This window comes from Candidatus Falkowbacteria bacterium (genome assembly GCA_013336275.1).
GTDB lineage: Bacteria > Patescibacteriota > Patescibacteriia > Patescibacteriales > GWE2-39-37 > JAAXUA01.
Window position 1 is genome coordinate 18267 of the sequence record JAAXUA010000007.1, and the last position, 19607, is coordinate 37873.

General features: G+C 51.9%; 20 protein-coding genes. 11 read left to right on the top strand and 9 right to left on the bottom strand.

Features of this window, described 5'->3' with window-relative positions:
* The first annotated feature begins 1 nt into the window (after position 1).
* Positions 2-1156: a hypothetical protein gene (locus HGA34_05350; protein NTW22929.1), complete on the top strand. Its 1155-nt coding sequence runs from the start codon at positions 2-4 to the stop codon at positions 1154-1156.
* A gap of 53 nt (positions 1157-1209) precedes the next feature.
* Positions 1210-1659 (top strand): hypothetical protein, encoded by a 450-nt coding sequence (locus HGA34_05355; GenBank protein ID NTW22930.1) that lies wholly within the window; start codon positions 1210-1212, stop codon positions 1657-1659.
* A gap of 67 nt (positions 1660-1726) precedes the next feature.
* On the opposite strand, the gene HGA34_05360 is transcribed toward HGA34_05355, so the two are convergent.
* From HGA34_05360 to HGA34_05375, 4 genes are all read right to left on the bottom strand, one after another.
* The gene (locus HGA34_05360; GenBank protein ID NTW22931.1) at positions 1727-1945 is read right to left on the bottom strand and encodes a hypothetical protein; all 219 of its coding nucleotides are present in this window, start codon (positions 1943-1945) and stop codon (positions 1727-1729) included.
* 136 nt (positions 1946-2081) lie between these two features.
* On the bottom strand, positions 2082-2279 hold the full coding sequence (locus HGA34_05365; GenBank protein ID NTW22932.1) for a hypothetical protein: 198 nt from the start codon (positions 2277-2279) through the stop codon (positions 2082-2084).
* 124 nt (positions 2280-2403) lie between these two features.
* A complete protein-coding gene (locus tag HGA34_05370) occupies positions 2404-3549 on the bottom strand; it encodes a glycosyltransferase family 4 protein (GenBank protein ID NTW22933.1) in 1146 nt (381 codons plus the stop codon).
* A gap of 200 nt (positions 3550-3749) precedes the next feature.
* Entirely contained in the window at positions 3750-4364 is a 615-nt protein-coding gene (locus tag HGA34_05375) for a PIG-L family deacetylase (GenBank protein ID NTW22934.1), read from the bottom strand.
* 127 nt (positions 4365-4491) lie between these two features.
* On the opposite strand from HGA34_05375, the gene nagB reads away from it, so the two are divergent.
* From nagB to HGA34_05405, 6 genes are all read left to right on the top strand, one after another.
* Complete coding sequence (nagB, locus tag HGA34_05380; protein NTW22935.1) at positions 4492-5220, top strand: glucosamine-6-phosphate deaminase; 729 nt, start codon at positions 4492-4494, stop codon at positions 5218-5220.
* A 148-nt stretch (positions 5221-5368) separates the two neighbouring features.
* The gene (locus tag HGA34_05385; GenBank protein NTW22936.1) at positions 5369-6583 is read left to right on the top strand and encodes a tyrosine--tRNA ligase; all 1215 of its coding nucleotides are present in this window, start codon (positions 5369-5371) and stop codon (positions 6581-6583) included.
* Between the two features lies 1 nt (position 6584).
* On the top strand, positions 6585-7391 hold the full coding sequence (gene murI / locus HGA34_05390) for a glutamate racemase (GenBank protein NTW22937.1): 807 nt from the start codon (positions 6585-6587) through the stop codon (positions 7389-7391).
* 1 nt (position 7392) lies between these two features.
* Positions 7393-8010 (top strand): DUF2238 domain-containing protein, encoded by a 618-nt coding sequence (locus HGA34_05395; GenBank protein ID NTW22938.1) that lies wholly within the window; start codon positions 7393-7395, stop codon positions 8008-8010.
* Positions 8007-9731 carry an arginine--tRNA ligase gene (argS, locus tag HGA34_05400; protein ID NTW22939.1) on the top strand — a complete coding sequence of 575 codons (1725 nt, stop codon included), beginning with the start codon at positions 8007-8009 and terminating at the stop codon, positions 9729-9731. Before HGA34_05395 ends, argS begins: the two co-directional genes overlap by 4 nt.
* A 27-nt stretch (positions 9732-9758) precedes the next feature.
* On the top strand, positions 9759-9989 hold the full coding sequence (locus HGA34_05405; GenBank protein ID NTW22940.1) for a hypothetical protein: 231 nt from the start codon (positions 9759-9761) through the stop codon (positions 9987-9989).
* Between the two features lie 65 nt (positions 9990-10054).
* Here HGA34_05405 and HGA34_05410 read toward each other — a convergent pair whose 3' ends face one another.
* The 4 genes from HGA34_05410 to HGA34_05425 form a co-directional block, all read right to left on the bottom strand.
* Positions 10055-10987, bottom strand: a complete 933-nt coding sequence (locus HGA34_05410) for a hypothetical protein (protein NTW22941.1) — start codon at positions 10985-10987, stop codon at positions 10055-10057.
* 22 nt (positions 10988-11009) lie between these two features.
* Positions 11010-11693, bottom strand: coding sequence for a fibronectin type III domain-containing protein (locus tag HGA34_05415; GenBank protein ID NTW22942.1), 684 nt, complete (start codon positions 11691-11693; stop codon positions 11010-11012).
* A gap of 18 nt (positions 11694-11711) precedes the next feature.
* A complete protein-coding gene (locus tag HGA34_05420; protein NTW22943.1) occupies positions 11712-12392 on the bottom strand; it encodes a fibronectin type III domain-containing protein in 681 nt (226 codons plus the stop codon).
* Positions 12393-12490: 98 nt separating this feature from the next.
* Positions 12491-15676, bottom strand: a complete 3186-nt coding sequence (locus HGA34_05425) for a hypothetical protein (protein ID NTW22944.1) — start codon at positions 15674-15676, stop codon at positions 12491-12493.
* Between the two features lie 497 nt (positions 15677-16173).
* On the opposite strand from HGA34_05425, the gene HGA34_05430 reads away from it, so the two are divergent.
* A complete protein-coding gene (locus HGA34_05430) occupies positions 16174-17553 on the top strand; it encodes a glycine--tRNA ligase (protein NTW22945.1) in 1380 nt (459 codons plus the stop codon).
* Between the two features lie 89 nt (positions 17554-17642).
* On the opposite strand, the gene HGA34_05435 is transcribed toward HGA34_05430, so the two are convergent.
* Positions 17643-17975 carry a hypothetical protein gene (locus tag HGA34_05435; GenBank protein ID NTW22946.1) on the bottom strand — a complete coding sequence of 111 codons (333 nt, stop codon included), beginning with the start codon at positions 17973-17975 and terminating at the stop codon, positions 17643-17645.
* A 128-nt stretch (positions 17976-18103) separates the two neighbouring features.
* Here HGA34_05435 and HGA34_05440 point away from each other — a divergent pair, with 128 nt between their 5' ends.
* Together HGA34_05440 and HGA34_05445 are read left to right on the top strand one after the other, a co-directional pair.
* Positions 18104-18277: a ferredoxin gene (locus HGA34_05440; protein ID NTW22947.1), complete on the top strand. Its 174-nt coding sequence runs from the start codon at positions 18104-18106 to the stop codon at positions 18275-18277.
* Between the two features lie 154 nt (positions 18278-18431).
* Entirely contained in the window at positions 18432-19574 is a 1143-nt protein-coding gene (locus HGA34_05445; protein NTW22948.1) for a hypothetical protein, read from the top strand.
* Positions 19575-19607 lie beyond the last annotated feature (33 nt).

Here is a 19607-nt window from a genome sequence, read left to right on the forward strand (position 1 = left end):
TATGCCTATTGTCGATCAAGCTTACGCCAAGGCCGTAGATGTGCTTCGAGCATGCATCCGGCCGCAAGGGTTCTATGCCTCCGGGCTTAAGGGCGGCTATGAGGCAACCTGGGCGCGCGATTCGATGACCTGTTCGCTGGGAGCCTCACTGGTCGGCACCGAATTCAAGGAGGTTTTCAGGAATAGCATAGTGACTCTATCAGATAACCAGACGGAGCTGGGTCTGATTCCTAACTGTGTCGGCTCATACAATGAAGAGCGCCAGTCTGACGTGACCTTCAACTCTGTCGATGCGCCCCAGTGGTATATTATCGGCCATTATGTCTATGCCGAGGCGTATAATGACAAATCATTGTTGCGCAAATATGAGCGCAATATCAAAGCGGCGCTGGCTTGGCTTAAATATCAGGATCCGAACAATGACAAAATAATTGTCCAGCAGCCGACAGCCGACTGGATGGATGCTTTTCCTCATAAGTACGGCCGCGTGATGCACACGCAGGCATTGCAGTATGCGCTATTGCATCTCTCGGGCGAGGGCACGTTAGCTGAGTATATCCGGCACATCATAAACGGCGAGACGCAGAAGTACTTGTCGCTTTATGATAGTAAGCTCGGCTTTTATCGTCCTTGGGCCTGGAAAGACCATGGCGGCGATCGCGAGACTGAGGATTGGTTCGATACGGGCGCTAATCTGCTGGCGATAATCACCGGCTTGGCAACCCCCGCCATCGCTAAGAGCATCCTGAAACATATCGAAAAAGAAGGTATTGATCAGCCTTATGCCTGCAAGAATATCTGGCCGCCGCTCGAGCCGGGAACTCCGGCCTGGAAGCCGTATTTCGACCGTTGCGATGCCCGCACGCCGTTGAATTATATCAATGCCGGCGTTTGGCCCTGGACCGGCGGTCTTTATGTGGCGGCCCTAGTCAAGGTCGGGCAGATCAAGCGTGCGGAAAAGGAGTTGGAGAGATTGGCCGAAAGCAACATGCAGAAGCTGCAGATCCGTGACATGAAGGAGGGTTACGAATTCAATGAATGGCTGGACGGCAAGACGGGCGAACCCAAGGGCGAACCGTACCAGGCTTGGTCGGCTGGGCTGTACCTCTACGCCTACGAATGCGTAAAACAGAAGAAAATCTTGTATTTCAAATAATCGAGACGGCTCTTTCCAAGACCATCTTTCCCAAACGTTACAGGAGGTGATTTATGCTGCTCATAATCATGGAGCTGTGCAAGGTTTGTTCGCAAGAGAAGTCACCCAAGAAGAGGCTGGAGCTGAAAGAGCGGATTGCTCTGGCTAAGCACCAGTTGATGATGGAAGCGGCTGGCGAGTATCGCTGCGAGCTCGAGATGGAACCGGAGGGCGCCTCTGATGACTTTTTCGAGCTTAAGGGGTTTATGAATGATTGCGAGCTGTATTGCTATGAGTGCACGCGCGGCATCGGAGAACGGGCCAAGGTTTATCTGGTCATCGACGAATACTTGCGGGGTGACAGCGATGACTGCAAAAAGATCAATTCTGAAGCGCCGGCGGTTATTAAAAACCCTGCACCCAAAGGTGAGGAAGATTCTTCTAAGGAGTGCCAGGCTGTCACGCCATCATCCGTACGGCCCAAGGTGTGCGACATGTCGTCGTTCCGTTCCCGGAAAAAGTAAGACCTTTGATTGTTATTCGATGGACCCGCTGGGGTTCATCTTTTTTTGCGAATAAAAAAACGCGGTCCTAGCGGGCCGCGGTGTTGCGTTCGATTTCACGAGCTTTGGCTTCGAGCCGATGGTAGCCTTTGGGTTCAGGCTTGTCTTGGGTGCTGAACTTGGTCAGCAGCTTGTTCAAAGCACGATTGATCCAGGGGTGGATATATGCTTCGGAAAGGAATAGCAATAACAGGATAAGTGAGACAACGAATACGATCGGTAGAGGGCCTAGGTTCGCAAAGGGCATGTCCTTTCTCCTTCAATGGGATGATGACGACAAAATTAAGTATGGTACTTTTTATTTGGCCTGTCAATAATCAGGGAAGGCAGATAAAAAATCAGGGCCTTCTTGAGAAGGCCCTTGCGATTCGAGTGTGCTTCCTTTAGGGGAGGCGAGCGGGGTTAAGGCGGGCTGTGGGGCCCATTTGCTTGTTGATCCAGTGGCAGAATCGTTCGAAACGGGGCCCAAGCTTGCGATCAAGGTAGGGCCAGAGGAAGACTTCGGGGACCTGGATCAGGCAAATGGGGGCTGCAATCAAGGCGATGCAGCAAAGCAGGATTTTGTCGGCAACTTTGTTCATGGTTCGCTCCTTTAAGGAAGATAGAAAGATCAGGTTATGTATTATTAATATAGCATATTTTGATAAATTTGTCAATAATAACAAAAACCCCTCCATTTGGAGGGGTTTTTTGCTTAAAATTGTCTTAAGAGAGGTTCAGCTTGCCTTTGATGGAGTTGTAAGCTTTTTCGGCAACTTTGACGTAGTGGTAGTTTTTTAAGGCGTGGTCAGCGGCGTTGCGTCCCATTTCTTCGCGTAGCTTGTCGTTGGATAATAAATCTAAAGTATATTTAGCTAAGTCCGGTACGCTGGCCCGATAAGCAAAGACTTTCGGCTCCTCGAAATGGATCCGGTGATCGGCATCGAAGCCCATATGTTCCCAGGCCCATTCAGATTCCAATTTGACTGTCTCGCCGATGCTGGCCAAGTAGCCCGTCTTGCCATGGATGACTGTGTCAGCTGGCCCGCCGACGTTGATTGAAACAACCGGACGGCCGCAGGCTTCGGCTTCCATCTGGATCATGCCAAAGCCCTCTAGCCGTGAAGGGGCGGCGTAGATGTCGGCTGCACCGATAAGGTAAGGCATGAAGTCGTGGGAGAAGGCGCCGGAGAGATAGCTGATCTTGCCGCGGTCGATTCCCAGGGTCTCGATCAGCTCATCTTCTTCGCGGCGGTGGATTTCGGCCGATTCGCTTTCCCAGGTCTTCATGACGTAGCGCCATTTCGGGAATTCCTCATCGACCATAGCTAGAGCTTTGAGCATTTCCTGCGCCCCCTTGCTAGTCACATCGCCGCCGATAGTCAGGATCATCTTTTCATCCGGGGCGATGCCGAGCATCTTGCGCAAAGTCTGGATCTTGTGATCATTCTTGTCGATCGGAAAAATCTCTTTCGGGTCGAAACCGATCGGCATAGTCTCGAAATTCTTAGTATCGACGCCGTCACGCTTGTAGGTATCAGTCACCCAGTTCGAAGTGGTGAAGACGAGCGGCAGATTCGACAGCTGTTTGTGGTAATTGGCGACCCAACCGTTGGCGACGAACCATGGTACAGGTATTACGCCATTGTTCATCGGGGAAAAGACGATGTTGGGGGCGTAGGTCCAACAGCCGACACCGAGAGCGACATCGGGTTTGAAGGCGTCATAGACCCACTGTTTCTGGAAGCTCGGGTTGTAGTGGCAAGCGATCGTCTCGACGCCAAGCTCTTTCAAGCCGCGGTACATCAGGTTGCCTTGGATACTTAAGCCGTCAGATTCGACGGGGTGGGAGTACAGAACTGCAATTTTCATAATTTTTAGTTACCAATCTCCTTTTTTGGTAATGCCTAAATTATCTCTAAATTATTTTGGTTCTTCGTAAAATTATGCAGGCTAACAATTTTGGTGAATCCGGCTTTCGGAAAAGTTTTTCCTGCTTAGACGATTACGTATGCGCGATAAAAACTTTTCCGAAAACCGGATTATAACCTGCAAAAGTTCCTAAAGAGCCGTTATTTTAATTCCTTGAACGCTTCCGGATTGGTGCAGTAATTGGTATCGATGCCGTCGGGGTGAAAGCCGTAGATGCTGGTCATGATGGATTTCTTGTCTTCGAATTCTCGCTTGCTGAGTGCCAGTGTCAGGTCGGCTGCAGCAGCCGGACGAAGCTCTGCGTATAGTTTCTGGCTTTTTTTGACATAGCTGAAACAGAAGGCGCGCTTAGCTTTGATTTGTCCGCCCGAAAGCAGATGCTTAACCGCTTCATTCGTGGCGATGTGCGACTCGTGGCCGTACTCTCCGTTGGCACCGTGGGTAAACAGGTAGTCGATCGGCAGGTTGAAAAAATACTTGGTGACGATACGTTCGGCCTCGGCCACGGTTTGCTCGTAATCTAGGTTGCCTTCGTCGTCCATGTCTTCGATGATCGCGGTCGCGCCGAGGCGCTCGCAGACGCGCTTGAACTTGGGCGCGCGGTCGGCGTCCGAAGCGCGGCAAAGCGCCATGATCGTCCAGTCGAGTTCTGGGTGTTTCAAAATAAAACCGCCCATCCAGATCGTCTCGTCGTCCGGATGAGCCACGATCACCACGGCTCGCTCTTTGGCTTTGAATTTCAATCTCGTATTCATGCTGTATCCATTATATCAGGCGCTGTGATTTTTTTCAATGATTTAGCCAATAAAAATCGGGTGATTCGTGGCGACTATTTGCCGATTTTGTGATAGACTGTAAGTATTAATTATTCTTTCGGAAAATATGGAAATCATCGTGGCGAAAAATTACCGCGAAATGTCGATTATTGCTGCCGATTTGGCGATCAAGCAACTGAAGCGCAAGAAGACGAGCGTGCTCGGCTTGGCTACCGGCAACACGCCGATCGGATTCTATCATGAAATATTGAAGGTATATCATCGCGGCGACATAAGCTTCAAGAGCGTGAAGACGTTCAATCTCGATGAATTCGCCGGATTGGACGACACCGACCGCGGCAGCTTGTTCTACTACATGCGCAAGCATCTGTTCGACAAGGCGGCCGACCTGCAGCCGAAGAACATTAACATGCTGGACGGACGCGCCAAGAATCTCAGGGCCGAGTGCCACCGCTTCGAGCAGGCGATCAAGAGCGCTGGGGGCATTGATTGGCAGCTTTTGGGCATCGGCGCCAACGGTCATATCGGCTGGAACGAACCGGGAACGAGTTTCAAGTCGCGCACCCATCTGCTTAATCTGACGATCAAGTCGCGCCGGGCACAGGCGGAAAACTTCAAGAGTATCAAGGATGTGCCGAAGCAGGGCCTGACTATGGGTATCGGAACGATCATGGAAGCAAAGCAGCTCGTGCTCTTGGCCGATGGCAAAGAAAAGGCGAGTATCGTGCGCGAGGCGTTGCGCGGACGCGTCAGGCAACGAGTGCCAGCCACCGTTTTGCAGCGCCACCCCAACCTGGTAGTCGTACTGGACGAAGCCGCTGCTTCATCTTTGTAGCCCCCAAAACTGGATTTTTTGAACCGCCGACTGCAAGCCGGCGGTTTTTCTTTCAAGGTTAGCCAATAATTTGCAAAAATGTGATTATTCAGGTATATTATATTTATTCAAGAAGGCGAAGAACGATAATTATCCATTTTCCAATAATATGAACGTAGTCACTGATCAAGCGAAAATCAATGAAGTCATGTCTCGCGGCGTCGAGAACATTTATCCCAACCGTGAATTCTTGGCCAAAGAATTGACCTCGGGCAAGCGCCTGCGAATCTATTGCGGCTTCGACCCGACCGCCCCGGCCCTGCACATCGGCAATGCCATCCAGATTAATAAGCTGGGGCAGCTTCAGGCCTTGGGTCATGAGATTATTTTTTTGATTGGTGATTTTACGGCGACGATCGGCGATCCGACAGACAAGAAGGCGACCCGCAAGAAGCTGACTCGCGAAGAAGTGGTGGCCAATAGCAAGAACTTCAAGAAGCAGGCCAGCGCATATATTAAATTCACCGGCGACAATCCGGCCAAGGTGCTGCGCAACAGCAAATGGCTAGATAAGATCAGTTTCGCTGACCTGATCGAGCTGGCCGCCCATTTCACTGTCGGCCAGTTGATCGTGCGCGACATGTTCCAGCAGCGCATCAAGGAGGAAAAGCCGATCCATCTGCATGAATTCCTTTATCCCCTGGCCCAAGGATATGATAGCGTGGCCATGGACGTCGATATGGAGATCGGCGGCAACGACCAGACCTTCAATATGCTGTGCGGCCGCGACTTGATGAAATCGCTCGGCATGAAAGAGAAGTTCGTCTTGACCACCAAGCTGCTGGTCGATGACACCGGCAAAAAGATGGGCAAGAGCGAGGGCAATATCGTGGCCTTGGACGAGTCGCCGGAAAACATGTACGGCAAGATCATGTCCTGGCCTGACGGCGCCATCATGAACGGTTTCGAATTGTGCACTAATATCCCTCTAGCCGAAGTCGAGGCCATGCGGGCAGAACTCAAGACCGGCAAGAATCCGCGCGACGCCAAGATGCGCCTGGCTTTGGAAGTGACGCGCATCAATCATGGAGAGAAGAAGGCTAAACAAGCGGAGGCCCATTTCGTGAAGATGGTCCAGAAAAAGGAAGTTCCCGACGAAGTCGAGACGGTGCGGATGCCGATCAAGAACATCAAGCTGATTGATCTGCTGGTTGAATTGAAGCTGGCCGCAAGCAAAGGCGAGGCTAGGCGCTTGATTGAGCAGGGCGGCGTCAAGATCAATGAGCAAGCTATAACTGATGTGAATAAGGATGTGAATATCGAGCATGCGCCGATGCTGGTCCAGCGCGGCAAGCGCCAGTTCGTCAGGGTAATCGGCGAGTAGTATGCGCATCGGCATATTCGATTCCGGCTTCGGCGGGTTGACGGTTATGGGTGAATTGTTGAAAGTCCTGCAAAGCCACGACTTCGTTTACCTGGGCGATAGCGCCCGAGCGCCTTATGGCAATCGTCCCCATGAAGAGATAGAAAAGTTCACCGCTCAAGCGGTCGAGTTCTTGGCAGCGCAACGCTGCGGCGTGATTATCATCGCCTGCAATACGGCTTCAAGCGAAGCTTTGCGGGCGATCCAGCAAAAGATCGTTCCGGAGCGTTTTCCCGGGTTGAAAGTATTGGGAGTTTTGATACCGTCAGCCGAAGCGGTTCGCGATAAGGGGCATAAGAAGGTCGGGGTCATCGGAACTGTCGGCACGGCGACTTCAGGCGCTTATGAGCGGGAAATCGTCAAGGTTGCCCCGGAGACGGAAGTGATCGCCTCTGCTTGCCCCGGGTTAGCCGGGTTGATAGAAGCGGGAAAAGTTGATGGCGCAGAAATCGATGCTGAATTGAGACGCTGTCTGGAGCCGGTCATATCCGGAGGAGCAGAGAGCCTGATTCTCGGGTGTACCCATTATCCATTGGTGGCGGCTGAAATCAGGAATATTCTGCCTGCAAACATCGAAATCATCAATCCGCCGAAATTGATCGCCGAAAGCTTCTTGAAATATCTGGGGCGGCATCCGGAGATACGAGATAGCCTGACCCGTCTTGGCATGGTCCAATATTTCACTACCGGATCGGCCAAGGAGTTCGGCGAGCGGGGAGTCAAGTTTTTGGGCAGCAAGATCGGCGTCGTCAAGCAAATCAAGTTATAACATGGAAAAGAACTCTAAATATCATATTTTCTTATTATCCGCCACCATGGCGGTCATGTTTTGGTCGGGTATCAGGCCGCATGATTATTTTACTTGGATTTTGGAAGTCTTTCCGGGGATTATCGGCATTGCAATCCTGTTGGGGCTTTACCGCAAATTGAGGCTTAGTAACCTGCTTTACTCTTTGATAGCCTTGCATATTATGGTTTTGGCAATCGGCGGCCATTATACTTATGCCGAAATGCCGCTGTTCAACTGGCTGCGCGATACGCTCGGCTTGGCAAGAAACTACTACGACCGCTTGGGCCACCTGATGCAGGGCCTAGTGCCGGCCTTGATCGCCCGCGAGATTTTCTTGCGTCGCCAGGTGGTCAAGCCTGGGGCTTGGCTGGGTTTTTTCATGGTCGCATCGGCTCTGACGGTCAGCGTTTTTTACGAGTTCATAGAGTGGTGGGTGGCCGTCGGTACCGGCACTGCAGCTGAAGCTTTTCTTGGAACGCAGGGCGACGTTTGGGACACACAATGGGACATGTTCATGGCCCTTTTAGGTTCGCTGGCAGCGATAGCCATCTTTACTAAGCTGCATGATAAATCTTTGAATAAATTAGAGAAGTTATGAGCCTTTTGATCAAGATAAAAAACGGGTTAGCCAGCGAGATCAACGCCGGCCTTAAAAAACAGGGCACTGTCAGCGCGGCTGACTTCGTCTTTCCGCCGAATACCGAGATGGGCGACTTGAGTCTGCCGTGTTTCGGACTATCCAAGAATCTGAAGCAGTCGCCGAACGAAGTGGCTAGTTCCCTGGTAAGCAAAATCAAAGTTGGCGGCTTCATCCAGGGAGTGCGCACCGCTGGGCCATACCTGAACATAACTTTGAACAAGGAAGAGGTCACCAAAGAGATCTTCAAAGAAATTTCCAAAGAGAAGGGCGCTTTCGGTACCAATAAATCCGGAAAGAAGCAAGGAGTGATGATCGAATATTCGAACGCCAATACGCACAAGGAATATCACATCGGGCATCTGCGGAACATCGCTTATGGTGATGCCGTCAATCGCCTGATCGCAGCCAATGGCTTTGAGGCGATACCGGTTTCCTATATCAACGACTTCGGCATCCACGTGGCCAAGACCTTGTGGTGGTTGGTCAATCCGGAAAATCATGAAAATCTAAAGAATACCGATGTCGAGCAACTGGCGAGCAAGGGCGGCTATCTGGCCAAGGCCTATGCTGGTTCGACGACGGCCATGGCTGACAATCCTGACGCCAAGGACGATGTAAGCCGGGTGATGCAGCAGATCGAGAGCCGCAAAGGCGACATGTATGAATTGTGGCTCGAGACGCGTCAATGGAGCATCGATCAGTTCGCCAAGATATATGAGGAGCTAGGTGTCGGATTCAAGGATACTTTTTACGAAAACGAATTCATCGCTGCTGGCATGAAAAAAGTGTCGGAGCTTTATGAAAAGCATTTCCTGACCAGAAGCGAGGGCGCAATCATCGCCGACTTGGACAAGTTCGGCTTGAACGTGCTGATGTTCCTGCGTTCGGATGGCACCGCGCTTTATCCGGTTGCGGATTTGCCCTTGGCCATGGCTAAATTTGAAAAATACAAGCTCAAGAAATCGATATATGTCGTCGATATCCGCCAAGGTCTTTATTTCAAGCAGCTGTTCAAAGTGCTCGAACTGATGGGCTACAAGCAGGAGATGATCCATCTGGGATACGACTTCGTCAAGCTGCCTGAAGGAATGATGGCTTCGCGTACCGGCAACGTCGTCACCTATGACGACCTGAAGCAGAAGATGGTCGAGAATGCCCGTAAATCGACCGAAGAGAAGCACTCTGATTGGACTGCCGAGCAGATCGAGACGGTGGCCAAGAAGATCGCTCTTGGGGCGATGAAATTCGAGATGATCAAAGTCGGCCGTGACAAGACGATTACCTTCGAGCTGGAAAAGGCGATGCGTTTTGACGGCTATACGGCGGCATACTTACAATATACATACGCCAGGGTCCAGAGCATTCTGCGCAAAGCGGCCACTGCGAAGGCGAAGAAAGCTTTGTCATTGGGACATCGCAAGGAACAGGAACTGGTGACCAAGCTCATGAAATATACCGAAATAGTTATCTTAGCCGGCGAGCAGTATGAGCCGTCAGAAATCGCCAAATATCTTTTTGAGTTGGCCCAGCAGTTGAATGATTATTATCACGAAGTGCCGGTACTGAAAGAAGAGGACGAGTCGATCAGGGAGTCGCGTTTGTCTCTGCTACGCTCAGTCAATCAGGTTTTAGCTAATGGACTTGGTCTTCTTGGTATCGAAACCATAGAAGAAATGTAGCTCATTCTAATAAGGAGGAGGTCCGTCATGCACCCGTCATCGAAGGTTAATTGCCAGCGTTTGCTTGAAGTGAAGCTGATCAGCTTGTTGTTGGTAGCGGCATTGCTGCTGTTTACGCTAGTCGTGACCAAGAACATGTTGAACGTGTTTTTCGAAATCGGCTTTTCGGTCGCTGTCGGTCTGTTGGTCGGCACCTGGGTTTATTTTCTCGGCACCGGCAAGGTGTGGGAAGAATGGTTTTGGAAAAAGAGGCTTTAGAGCCTCTCTTTTTTATGAAAAAAGCCCCGTTGCTGGATGCAACGGGGCCGGTAACGAGCGTGAGCTCATTGGACTGTAATCTGGGAAATGAAAGGTGCGGGGTAGGGCGAAAGGTCCGCCGGAAAGGTTTGAGCGCTCCAGTTGAGCCAAGAGGCGTTTTCTGGAATGAACATGAGGCTGGTCGTGCCGGGCGAGATGCCAGCCAGGGTGATGTCGAATAACGGAATTTTGCCGGTGCTGTTTTCAGTGGTAGCGGCCACGACGATGGCGACCCTTTTTCCGGCTGCTTCGTAGGCTGAAACCAGCTTGGCCAGATGTTCCTGCATGTTCGGACCAGTGAAGTCGAGGTTCGAATCGAACAATCCAGGCAAAGCGTTCGGCTTGGAGGTCGACTGGATGTTGGCGATTGCCAACTTGGCCGGGTCGTAGACCACGAGCATCGAGTAGCCGGCCAGATTACTGGCGTTGTTGAGGTAAACTGTCGAGGTGACGGTGGTTAGAGCGGCCAGGTTGACCGGGTCCATGGTTATGACGTTGGTTGCTGGCACAGTGAACGGGTTGTTTAGCTGCGGGACGTTGGATAAGTTGCTGGCTTTTCCGCAGGAATCAGTCGCTCTGATGCCGAAGTAAATAGAAGTGCCAGCCGGGATATTGATGACCATGTTTTCAGCATAACCTGTAATCGTCTTCGCAACAGGCGAATCTGGTAGTTGGACTTTGCGAGGCGTTGGTGTGCCGGTCATCTTGGTGGCGGTTGCCCAGTTGAGGGAGTTCAGGGGAACGTTGGTGCGGTAGCGCACTTCGTAGCTGGCGATGTCGGATTGATCTTCCGGAACCGACCAGGTGAGTTCGGCCTTGTTAAGGCCGAGCGGGCGGACCTTGAAATCCACAATGGGTTTTGGGGCAATTGTGTCACCGGGTTGGCAGCCGTCAGCCAGCGCCAGGTTAGCCAGAATAAGTGTGGCCAGAATAAGTGTGGCGGTGATTATCTTTTTCATCGGTCATCTCCTGTCGGGCTGGTTAGTCCAGTAGCTGGATTTCATTACTGTAAGGGCTATTGACGCCGTTCTTGTGAGCGGTCAGGCTCATGTAGAATTGAGGGCCCTTTTCGAAGACCATCGGCACGACCCGCTCATTCTTGTTGACCTCGGTTTTCGAGGGGTATTCGGTGAAGTCCGGACTGAGTCGGGAGATATTGCCGTAGTAGACTCTGAAGCCATCGATAGTCGCTTCGTCGGCCTCGGAATAGCCCCAGGATAGAACCAATATGGCCTTGTCGGGTGAGAAGGCGAGGGTTGATATCTGGGGGATATTCGATAGGGGGCTCATTTTGCCGCATTCGTCAGTAACTCGGACACCAACGTAGTGGTTCGTTGATGACCAGAGGTTGCGCAGAACTGCAACATCCGTCTCGCCAGGAATTCGTCGTTGTGTTGAATCCTCGGTTACTTTCGTGGCCGAGCTCCAGTTAAGGCTGTTCAGCGGCACGTCGGTGCGGTAGCGGATGTCGTAGCTGACAATGGTGTTGGCTGCTGCCGGTACGGTAAAAGAGATAATAATCGACTTCTCGGTCTGGACCACGACTTTTACGTCATTGATTTTGCTGGGCGCTGCCCCGGCGACGCAAACGGCTTGGGCTTGGTTGGCAAACAGGGCGGCTGTCAGGGCGAATAATACGGTCAGTATTGCGGTCATCTTTTTCATGGTCATCTCCTTCTGGATTTATTGGGGTATGGTCATTTCATTGCTGTAGGGGCCGTCGATATCGTTCTTGTAAGAGGAGAAGCTGACGTAGTAAGTCTGGCCGATTTCAAAGACCAAAGTAACGACGCGGTCGCTTTTTGCCATCTCAGTGACGGAAGGATACCCTGAAAAGCCAGGGGCGTGGCGTGATACGTTGCCGTAGCGAATCTTGAAACCGTCGATGTTGGCTTCTTTGTCTTTGGGGTAAATCATGGCAAAGATGACGATCTGCTTGTCCGGCGGAGTGGATAAGGTTTTTATCTGAGGGACGTTAGACAACGCGTTGCTTTTGCCGCATTCGTTGGTGGCACGAACCCCGATATAATGGGTGGTCGCTGGTTTAAGATTCGTGATGATGTGCACTTGGCTTTCTCCTGTCGGCAAGGGAATCGGTTCTCCGGACACTTGCGTGGCCGATGACCAATTGAGGCTGTTCAGCGGCACATCGGTGCGGTAACGGATGTCGTAGCCGGTCAGAGTGCTGGCATCGGCCGGGACAGTGAAGGCCAGGCCGATGGCTGAATCGCTGTAGGTTACGACCCTTAGGTTATTAATCCTGGTCGGTGTTGAGTTGGCGACGCAGGCGGCTTCAACCAGCGGTGCGGATAAAGCGGTGGCTAAAACAAGTGCTACGGTGAATATGGCGGTCATCTTTTTCATGACAAGCTCCTTTTCAGTCAGGCTATGAAGAATGGTTTTGGTTTCCCAGATTAAGTTATCAAGGTTCTAAGGTGCGTGATATGTGAAACTATATCAGACTATCTTTTGGCGCCGCTGTAGGCGATGGCTCGGACGATATCCCAATCTGCGGCCAGGGTCGGCGCTTTCTTGAAAATGGCCTTGAAGCTCTTGATGGCCGATTTCTCGCTATTCTGATTGCGGGTGCTCGGGCGCAAGCCGTAGGCCATGACTTTGACGGCCGCGTCGTCGCGGGCGTTCTTCAGGTCGGGGGTGCGGCCATAAATCTTTTTGAATATCTGGGTAGCATCCTTTTCGGCCTTGGCGCTAATCTCTTTGGTCCAGCGGCCGTTGCCGATCTTGATCGCATCCATCCAGTCTTCTGTGGTTCTTGGCAAATGGCCGAAGGCCTTGCGGTAAGATGAGACCGCTCCAGCCCGTTCGCCTGCACCAAGTTTAATAGTGCTGGCTGTGCCTTTGTTGATGAAGTAAGCGATCGAATAGCGTGCATTGGCCGTCAGGCTCTCGCCCTTAGTAATGCGGTTGTAGATGCTGATTTCGATATCGCTTAATTTCGAAGGACTGGTTTGGCCATAGACTATTGCAGCCTCTGATTGTACGCTGGCTTCGTATGAAGCGGGAGTGACGGCCGGAGCGGAGGTGCTGGATGCGCTGGCTGGAGCGGTTGTACCGGAAGCCGAAGTGTTTTGGGGCACGACGACCATGGTCAGGGCAGCGGAGATGTTGCCGGTCTTGTCTTTGGCGTAGATGTAGTAGAACAATTTTTTTGTCGGGTCGTTGTCTGTTTCTGAGTAGGCGGTTGAAGTGGCGACGATGGTTATTTTGCCGCCAGTTAATGCAATGCTGTAGGCAGAGGATGTGGCTTCAGTCTCTCTTTTGATTACGACGATTTCTCCCAAGTCGGCATCGGCGGGGTTCGACCAAGACAGCTTGATATTGCCGTCCTTTCTTTCTGTAGAGACGTATCGAGGCGCGGCTGGAGCGATCGTGTCGGTCACAGCTCCCCCGCCGCCACCGCCGCCTCCGACTGAAGGGGCAGCCTGGGTGGTGGCTGCTGTCGAGGTTGACTTTGCGGACTCGTTGCCGGCTGCATCATAGGCTGATACCTGATAGGTATAAAGCGAGCTGGCGGCCAAACCGGTACTTGAGTAAGTCGAGCCGGTGGTCGAGGCGATCAGAGTGCTATTGCGGTAGACATTGTAACCGGTGACGGCGACGTTATCGGTCGAAGTCGCCCAGCTCAGGTTGATCTGGCTCGATGAGATAACTGTTGCTGCCAGGCTGCTTGGAACTGAAGGCGCTTGCACGTCGGCAGCTGTAGTAGTGGCCGTAGAAGTTGCAGATTTGGCAGAGGTGTTGCCGGCCGCATCGAAAGCCGAAATCTGGTAATTATAGGTAGTACTGGCGGCCAGGCCGGTGCTGTTGTAGGTTGTGGCCGTAGTAGTAGCGATCTGGGAGTTGTTGCGGAAGACCTTGTAACCGGTGACAGCAACGTTATCGGTCGAAGTCGCCCAGCTCAGGTTGATCTGGCTAGATGATATCGGGCTGGCAACCAGGCTGGCTGGCACGGTCGGTGCCTGAGTATCAGTGGTTGCAGCCGAGGAAGTAGCCGATTTGGCCGACTCGTTACCGGAAGTGTCATAAGCCAATACTTGGTAATTATAAGTCGTGCCGTTGGTCAGTCCGGTGTTGCTGAAAGTAGTCGAAGAAGTGGTGGCGATCAGGACGCTATCGCGATAGATCTTGTAGCCCTCGACCGAGACGTTGTCGGTGGAAGTGGCCCAGCTCAGATCGATCTGCGAGGCAGAAATAGGGGCGGTTGCCAAACTCTGGGGAACGGACGGGGCGGTTCCGTCAGTCGTGACGAAACTGACCGTCGAAAGCGCTGAAATATTGCCAGCGTTGTCGGTCGTCTTTATGGCGAAATAATAGGTAGTGTTCGGCAGCAAACCTCCCTGTATCATGGCCTCGTCAGTGGCTGCCGGAGCAGGCGTCGGTTCGCCAGTCGAGTGAAAGACGTCAGCGTTGTTCCAGTTAGCGTCATCGATCGTAGTGGTGGCGTAGCGCAGGTCGTAGGATGAGGCTGTTCCAAAAGCGCCGTCATCGCCTGGGGCCAGCCAGTTCAGTATAACGCTGGTCGGGGTGTCGGGGAAGGATGACAAGGAAACGATCTGTTCCGGTGCTATTGTATCAGGGCCGACCAAGGCGGCAGTGCCGGAAAGGTTTAAGCGGAAAAGAGTGGCGTTGCCCATGGCGTAGAGTAAAGTCGAGCTTGCCGGGTTGGTGTTGACCATCTTTATCGGTGTGGCAGCCAGACCGTTGTTGGCGGCTTGCCAATCTTCACCGCCGACGCCGCCGTTGGTGCTGCGGTAGACGCCGGAGCTGCTGGCAGCTACGAAGACGATGTTTGTGTCGATGAAGTCATTTTGAATTGATTTCGTATTAAGGGTTGGCAGGTTAAGGTTGGAGGCATCCCAGTTAATGCCGCCATCCATAGTTTTTAATACCCCATTGTCGGTTGCCATGAACCCGGACCCGTCCAAGCCATTTATTGGTGCCAGGTCATTTATTGGAGTTGAGGTTGCGTATTTAAAAGTCCAGGTTTCGGGGTTATTATTAACAGAGAAGACCTCGCTTGAGAAAATTTCGTTGTTTTGAGTTATGGCAAAAATGTTGCCACCAGGAGTCAGCCCCGTAAAATCTGTCATAATCCTTTTTGTGGAACTAGCCGAAACTTGGATATTGGTATCGCCCAAGTCGTCGCTGCGGTAGACGCCAGTCGGACCGGCGGCATAGATCGAGGTAGCGGCGGCGTTGAATATGGTTTGGTACAAGTCGAATTTTACATCAGAAGTATTGTCCGAGATCGAGGTGGCGGTCCAGCTGTTTGACCCTAGGGTCGTGCGATAAACGCCGTTGTTGGTCGCAACGAAAATCGGAGTCGAACCGTCGGCGGTGTAGGCAATACCGTCATAATTCCAGCCGATGGCGATGGCGTTGATGGTCGAGCCGCCTAAAGCGGCTGCGCTCCAGCTGGTGCCTTGGTTCGAGCTCAGGTACACGCCTTGGGAAGTTCCAAGATATATATAGTTATCCATCGAGGCGACCGTGGTGAAGGTTCCGCCGGCACCGGCCGGAGTAACTGCTTCCCAGATATCCTGGGCAGCTAAGGCTGGCCGGATTGATAAAGTTGAAGCGAAAATGGCTAATATCAGGCATTTCGCTAGAAGCTTAGTTTTTGCCATACCTTTTTTATTTAGAAAATTAGTGTTGAACATGTGATAGTAAAATTATTTAACCTTATATTATATAACAAATATTTTAAAATGTCAATAGGTATAATGTATTTTATGCTTATATTAAACAAAAAATACCCAGAATTAACGGGTGTTGACAGAAGGTGGATAATTAAGTATTATGAACTTACTCAAAAAACCAAAGGGAGATTGGCACCCTTTGTTACAATAGCATATACATCAAAAGAGCTCTAAAGTTACTTTGGAGAAAGCGGGTGGAACCGCGGGCCCGAGGCTCGTCCCGAACATTCAATCGATTGGATGTTCGGGACGAGCCTTTTTTTCAACGGCGGGCGAGCCGTTGAGCTCTCGCCGACTCCGTAAGGACGACGGCGGGCGAGCCGTCGGTTCATCATCAGCTCCGTCAGGAGTGATGATGGACAGCTTTAAACAGCCATAAACAGCAATAATAATCAATTAATTATAAATCTATGGAACAGAAATCAATGGAAAAAGTCGTTTCTTTGTGCAAACGACGCGGTTTCGTCTTTCCCGGTTCGGAAATTTACGGCGGCATGGCCAATTCTTGGGATTACGGCCCTTACGGCACCGAATTGAAGAATAATATCGCCAAGGCTTGGTGGAAGACCTTCGTGCAGCTGCGCGATGACGTGGTCGGTTTGGATTCGGCCATCATTACCAACCCCAAAGTCTGGGAGGCCTCCGGCCATGTGGCCAACTTCAATGACCCATTGGTCGATTGCAAGGCTTGCAAGACCCGCCATCGTGGCGACAAGCTGCTCGAGGCGGTGATCGGCGTCGATGAGACGGCTGCCATTCCGTTCGAACAGGTCGGCCAGAAACTGAACGAGCTAAAGATCAAGTGTCCTGATTGCGGCAAGTCCGACTGGACCGACGCACGCCGCTTTAACCTGTTGTTCGAGACCAATGTCGGCGTGCTGCAAGACGCTAAGAACAAGGCCTATCTGCGCGGTGAGACCGCCCAGGGCATCTTCATCAACTTCAAGAACGTGGTGAACACCATGCGCAAGAAGCTGCCGTTCGGCATCGCCCAGGTCGGCAAAGCCTTCCGCAACGAGATCACGCCAGGCAATTTCATCTTCCGCACCCGCGAGTTTGAACAGATGGAGATCGAATATTTCATCAAGCCGCCGCAGACTGAAGACGAGTGGCGCAAGCCGTTCGAAGAGTGGCAGAACCAGATCAAGAAGTTCTTCGCCGAAGATTTGGGCCTGTCTGACGAGAACATGCGCTGGCGCCGCCACGACGAGAACGAGCGCTCGTTCTATTCCAAGGATACTTACGACGTCGAATACAATTATCCGACCTTGGGTTGGGGCGAGCTGCATGGCTTCGCTTACCGTACCGATTATGATCTGCAGCAGCATATCAAGTATTCCGGCATTGACCTGTCATACACCGACGATGAAGGCAACAAATTCGTGCCGCACTGCATCGAGCCGTCTTTCGGTTTGACCCGCACGTTGCTGGCCGTTTTGCTCGAAGCCTATAATGAAGAAGAGGTGAAAGAGGGCGATGTGCGCACGGTCCTGAAGTTCAAGCCGGCGATCGCGCCGATCAAGGTGGCGGTGTTCCCGTTGCTCAAGAACAAACCGGAGCTGGTAGCCAAGGCGCGCGAAGTCTTTTCCGGATTGCGCCAAGTCTGGATGTGCGAATTCGATGATAACGGCAACGTGGGCAAGCGGTATCGCCGCCAGGATGAGATCGGCACCCCGTATTGCGTTACTATCGACTTCGATACTTTGGAGAAGGGCGTAGTGACGGTACGTGATCGCGACACCATGCAACAGGAGACCGTCAAGGTTGAGGATTTGAAGAGTTATTTGGCAGCAAAATTGATATAAGAGGAAGATTTGAAAAGGCGGTAGCAATACCGCCTTTTTTTACAAAAAAAGCCAAGCACTGGAGGGCTTGGCTGGGGGAGAAAAGAACATCAGGCCGAATGGGCGATCGGCTTTGCGAAAACTCCGCGCATCTGTCCGAGCATGACGCAGCATTCCAGCTGCTTGGCGAAGACCAGGACTTCTTGAGGAGCTTTGCGTGCGACCGCATCCCGGCCGAAGTTGCAATAACCCAGAGTGGTGATCACCCAGTCAGGGTCAAGCGTTTCGCCGAAAGTGTCATGTCCTTGCTTGAGCAAAAGACGCCAAAAGTCGAAATAGTCTCTGGCCTGGCTGTAGAACACCTGCTCGTCGCCGATGGCGGCGAGTTTGGCAGTTTGGGTCGAATTCAATTCCACTGAAAGAGAAAGGGCGGGAGCAGTCATGAGGGGCCTCCTTTAACCGTTTATTTGTTCGCTCCGAAGCTATGTACAGTATATCACCCGGTTACGATTGTATGAAGATGTGTTTTGTGATATAAATTAATTGACTTAATTCATTATTGCTCAAGACTATGATCAAAGTAGACCAAGTTACTTGTATCGGTTGCGGCACCTGCGTCGCCTTGTGTCCGAAGGTTTTCACGATTAACGCCGAAGGCAAATCGCAAGTAATCAGCCAGGATGATGCCGAGTGTGCCAAGAATGCTGCAGCCAGCTGCCCGGTCCAGGCGATTTCCGTAGAATAATCCTTTTGAGAAACTTCAAATCAACACCCTTAGGGGTGTTGATTTTTTTACTTTTTTGTGCTAAAAATAAGACAATTTGCTCATTGATTAATTGATTGGATTCCACCTTCGGCGTCAAGCCGCAAAAAAAACAGCGTACAGAAAGGAGCTGAATATGAAAACGTATGAGAGGGTTATGGTGGTTATGGCGGCAATGGTCATTATCATCGGCTTTACCGCCAATTCGTTCGCCGGCCTGCTTGGCAGCCAGAAGCTCTACGAACCGCCAGTACCGATCGGCGGCTCTGGTCAAAAGCTATTGGCAGTGCAGGGCAACAAGGTCCATCAGGCTGCTAAGTCGTCCAATGGAACATACGACCTGTATTCCATCAACCTGATGGATCCTGCAAGACCGTATGTCATGGGCAAGGTGTGCCTGCAGATGACCGCAGTTTACGAAGTCCTGCAGGGACGCAACTGGGTTTATGTCCTCGGCGACTTCAATCGCGGACGGTATGTGCATGTCATCGATGTCAGCGACCCCCAGCCGAGGATTGACAGCGCCTTCCCGGTGCCGTCCGATGCCTTTGCCATGTCATTGAGCCGCAAGTGTTTGGCTGTAATCGGCAAGGATACGCTGAAAGTTTTCGACATCGATAAGCCGAGGAAAGTCTCGGTCGTCGACGAATATGTCGAGCGGGCAGGCGGCTTCGCCGCTATCAAGATCAACGGCCGCAACGCCTATGTCTTGTGCCATCCGCCAGGGCAGCCGTCGCGGATCATCAACTACTCCGTGACCGACTCGAGCCGTGTGGAGAAGATCAATTCCGTGCCGGTCAGTCCGTTCGCCGCCGAGCTTTATTTGCTCGATGAGTTCAATGATGGATATGTCATGGCCATGGGGACGGAAGAACCAAAAATCAGCGAGACCTACCCGTTTTCCCGTCCGAAGCTCGAGGTCAGGGCGTACTTTGATGCCTTCGCCATCACCAGGGACCATGGCAAACTGAAGCCTATCCAGGCGCCGATAACTTCCAGCAAAGAAATGGTCGTCGCTGTGACTAGCTGCGACAATGTCGGGCAGATGTTCCACATCGCGGAACAGGAGTGGTTCTGGAACGAGCGCCAAGGCCAATTCGTGTCCCGGCCGGTCATCAAGCAGTTCGGCATGACTCGCAACGGCTTCAGCCTGCTCCAAGCGACTGCTACGGGGATAACTTACCCGACCTTCATGGAGCAATTCGGTGACAGTCTTTGTGTCTACGGCTTCGATTTTGACGGCAAGCCGCAGTTGGAAATCTTTCAGGTTACCAAATAGCTCTTCGAGTTTCTCGGCCGCCATTCCTTGCGA

Coding starts and splice junctions, on each gene's coding strand:
- HGA34_05405 (NTW22940.1), top strand. CDS start 9,759: ATGCACCCGTCATCGAAGGTTAATTGCCAGCGTTTGCTTGAAGTGAAG.
- HGA34_05355 (NTW22930.1), top strand. CDS start 1,210: ATGCTGCTCATAATCATGGAGCTGTGCAAGGTTTGTTCGCAAGAGAAG.
- HGA34_05430 (NTW22945.1), top strand. CDS start 16,174: ATGGAAAAAGTCGTTTCTTTGTGCAAACGACGCGGTTTCGTCTTTCCC.
- HGA34_05375 (NTW22934.1), bottom strand. CDS start 4,364: ATGAATACGAGATTGAAATTCAAAGCCAAAGAGCGAGCCGTGGTGATC.
- HGA34_05420 (NTW22943.1), bottom strand. CDS start 12,392: ATGAAAAAGATGACCGCCATATTCACCGTAGCACTTGTTTTAGCCACC.
- HGA34_05445 (NTW22948.1), top strand. CDS start 18,432: ATGAAAACGTATGAGAGGGTTATGGTGGTTATGGCGGCAATGGTCATT.
- HGA34_05365 (NTW22932.1), bottom strand. CDS start 2,279: ATGAACAAAGTTGCCGACAAAATCCTGCTTTGCTGCATCGCCTTGATT.
- HGA34_05395 (NTW22938.1), top strand. CDS start 7,393: ATGGAAAAGAACTCTAAATATCATATTTTCTTATTATCCGCCACCATG.
- argS (NTW22939.1), top strand. CDS start 8,007: ATGAGCCTTTTGATCAAGATAAAAAACGGGTTAGCCAGCGAGATCAAC.
- HGA34_05385 (NTW22936.1), top strand. CDS start 5,369: ATGAACGTAGTCACTGATCAAGCGAAAATCAATGAAGTCATGTCTCGC.
- HGA34_05410 (NTW22941.1), bottom strand. CDS start 10,987: ATGAAAAAGATAATCACCGCCACACTTATTCTGGCCACACTTATTCTG.
- murI (NTW22937.1), top strand. CDS start 6,585: ATGCGCATCGGCATATTCGATTCCGGCTTCGGCGGGTTGACGGTTATG.
- HGA34_05435 (NTW22946.1), bottom strand. CDS start 17,975: ATGACTGCTCCCGCCCTTTCTCTTTCAGTGGAATTGAATTCGACCCAA.
- HGA34_05370 (NTW22933.1), bottom strand. CDS start 3,549: ATGAAAATTGCAGTTCTGTACTCCCACCCCGTCGAATCTGACGGCTTA.
- HGA34_05350 (NTW22929.1), top strand. CDS start 2: ATGCCTATTGTCGATCAAGCTTACGCCAAGGCCGTAGATGTGCTTCGA.
- HGA34_05360 (NTW22931.1), bottom strand. CDS start 1,945: ATGCCCTTTGCGAACCTAGGCCCTCTACCGATCGTATTCGTTGTCTCA.
- HGA34_05440 (NTW22947.1), top strand. CDS start 18,104: ATGATCAAAGTAGACCAAGTTACTTGTATCGGTTGCGGCACCTGCGTC.
- nagB (NTW22935.1), top strand. CDS start 4,492: ATGGAAATCATCGTGGCGAAAAATTACCGCGAAATGTCGATTATTGCT.
- HGA34_05425 (NTW22944.1), bottom strand. CDS start 15,676: ATGGCAAAAACTAAGCTTCTAGCGAAATGCCTGATATTAGCCATTTTC.
- HGA34_05415 (NTW22942.1), bottom strand. CDS start 11,693: ATGAAAAAGATGACCGCAATACTGACCGTATTATTCGCCCTGACAGCC.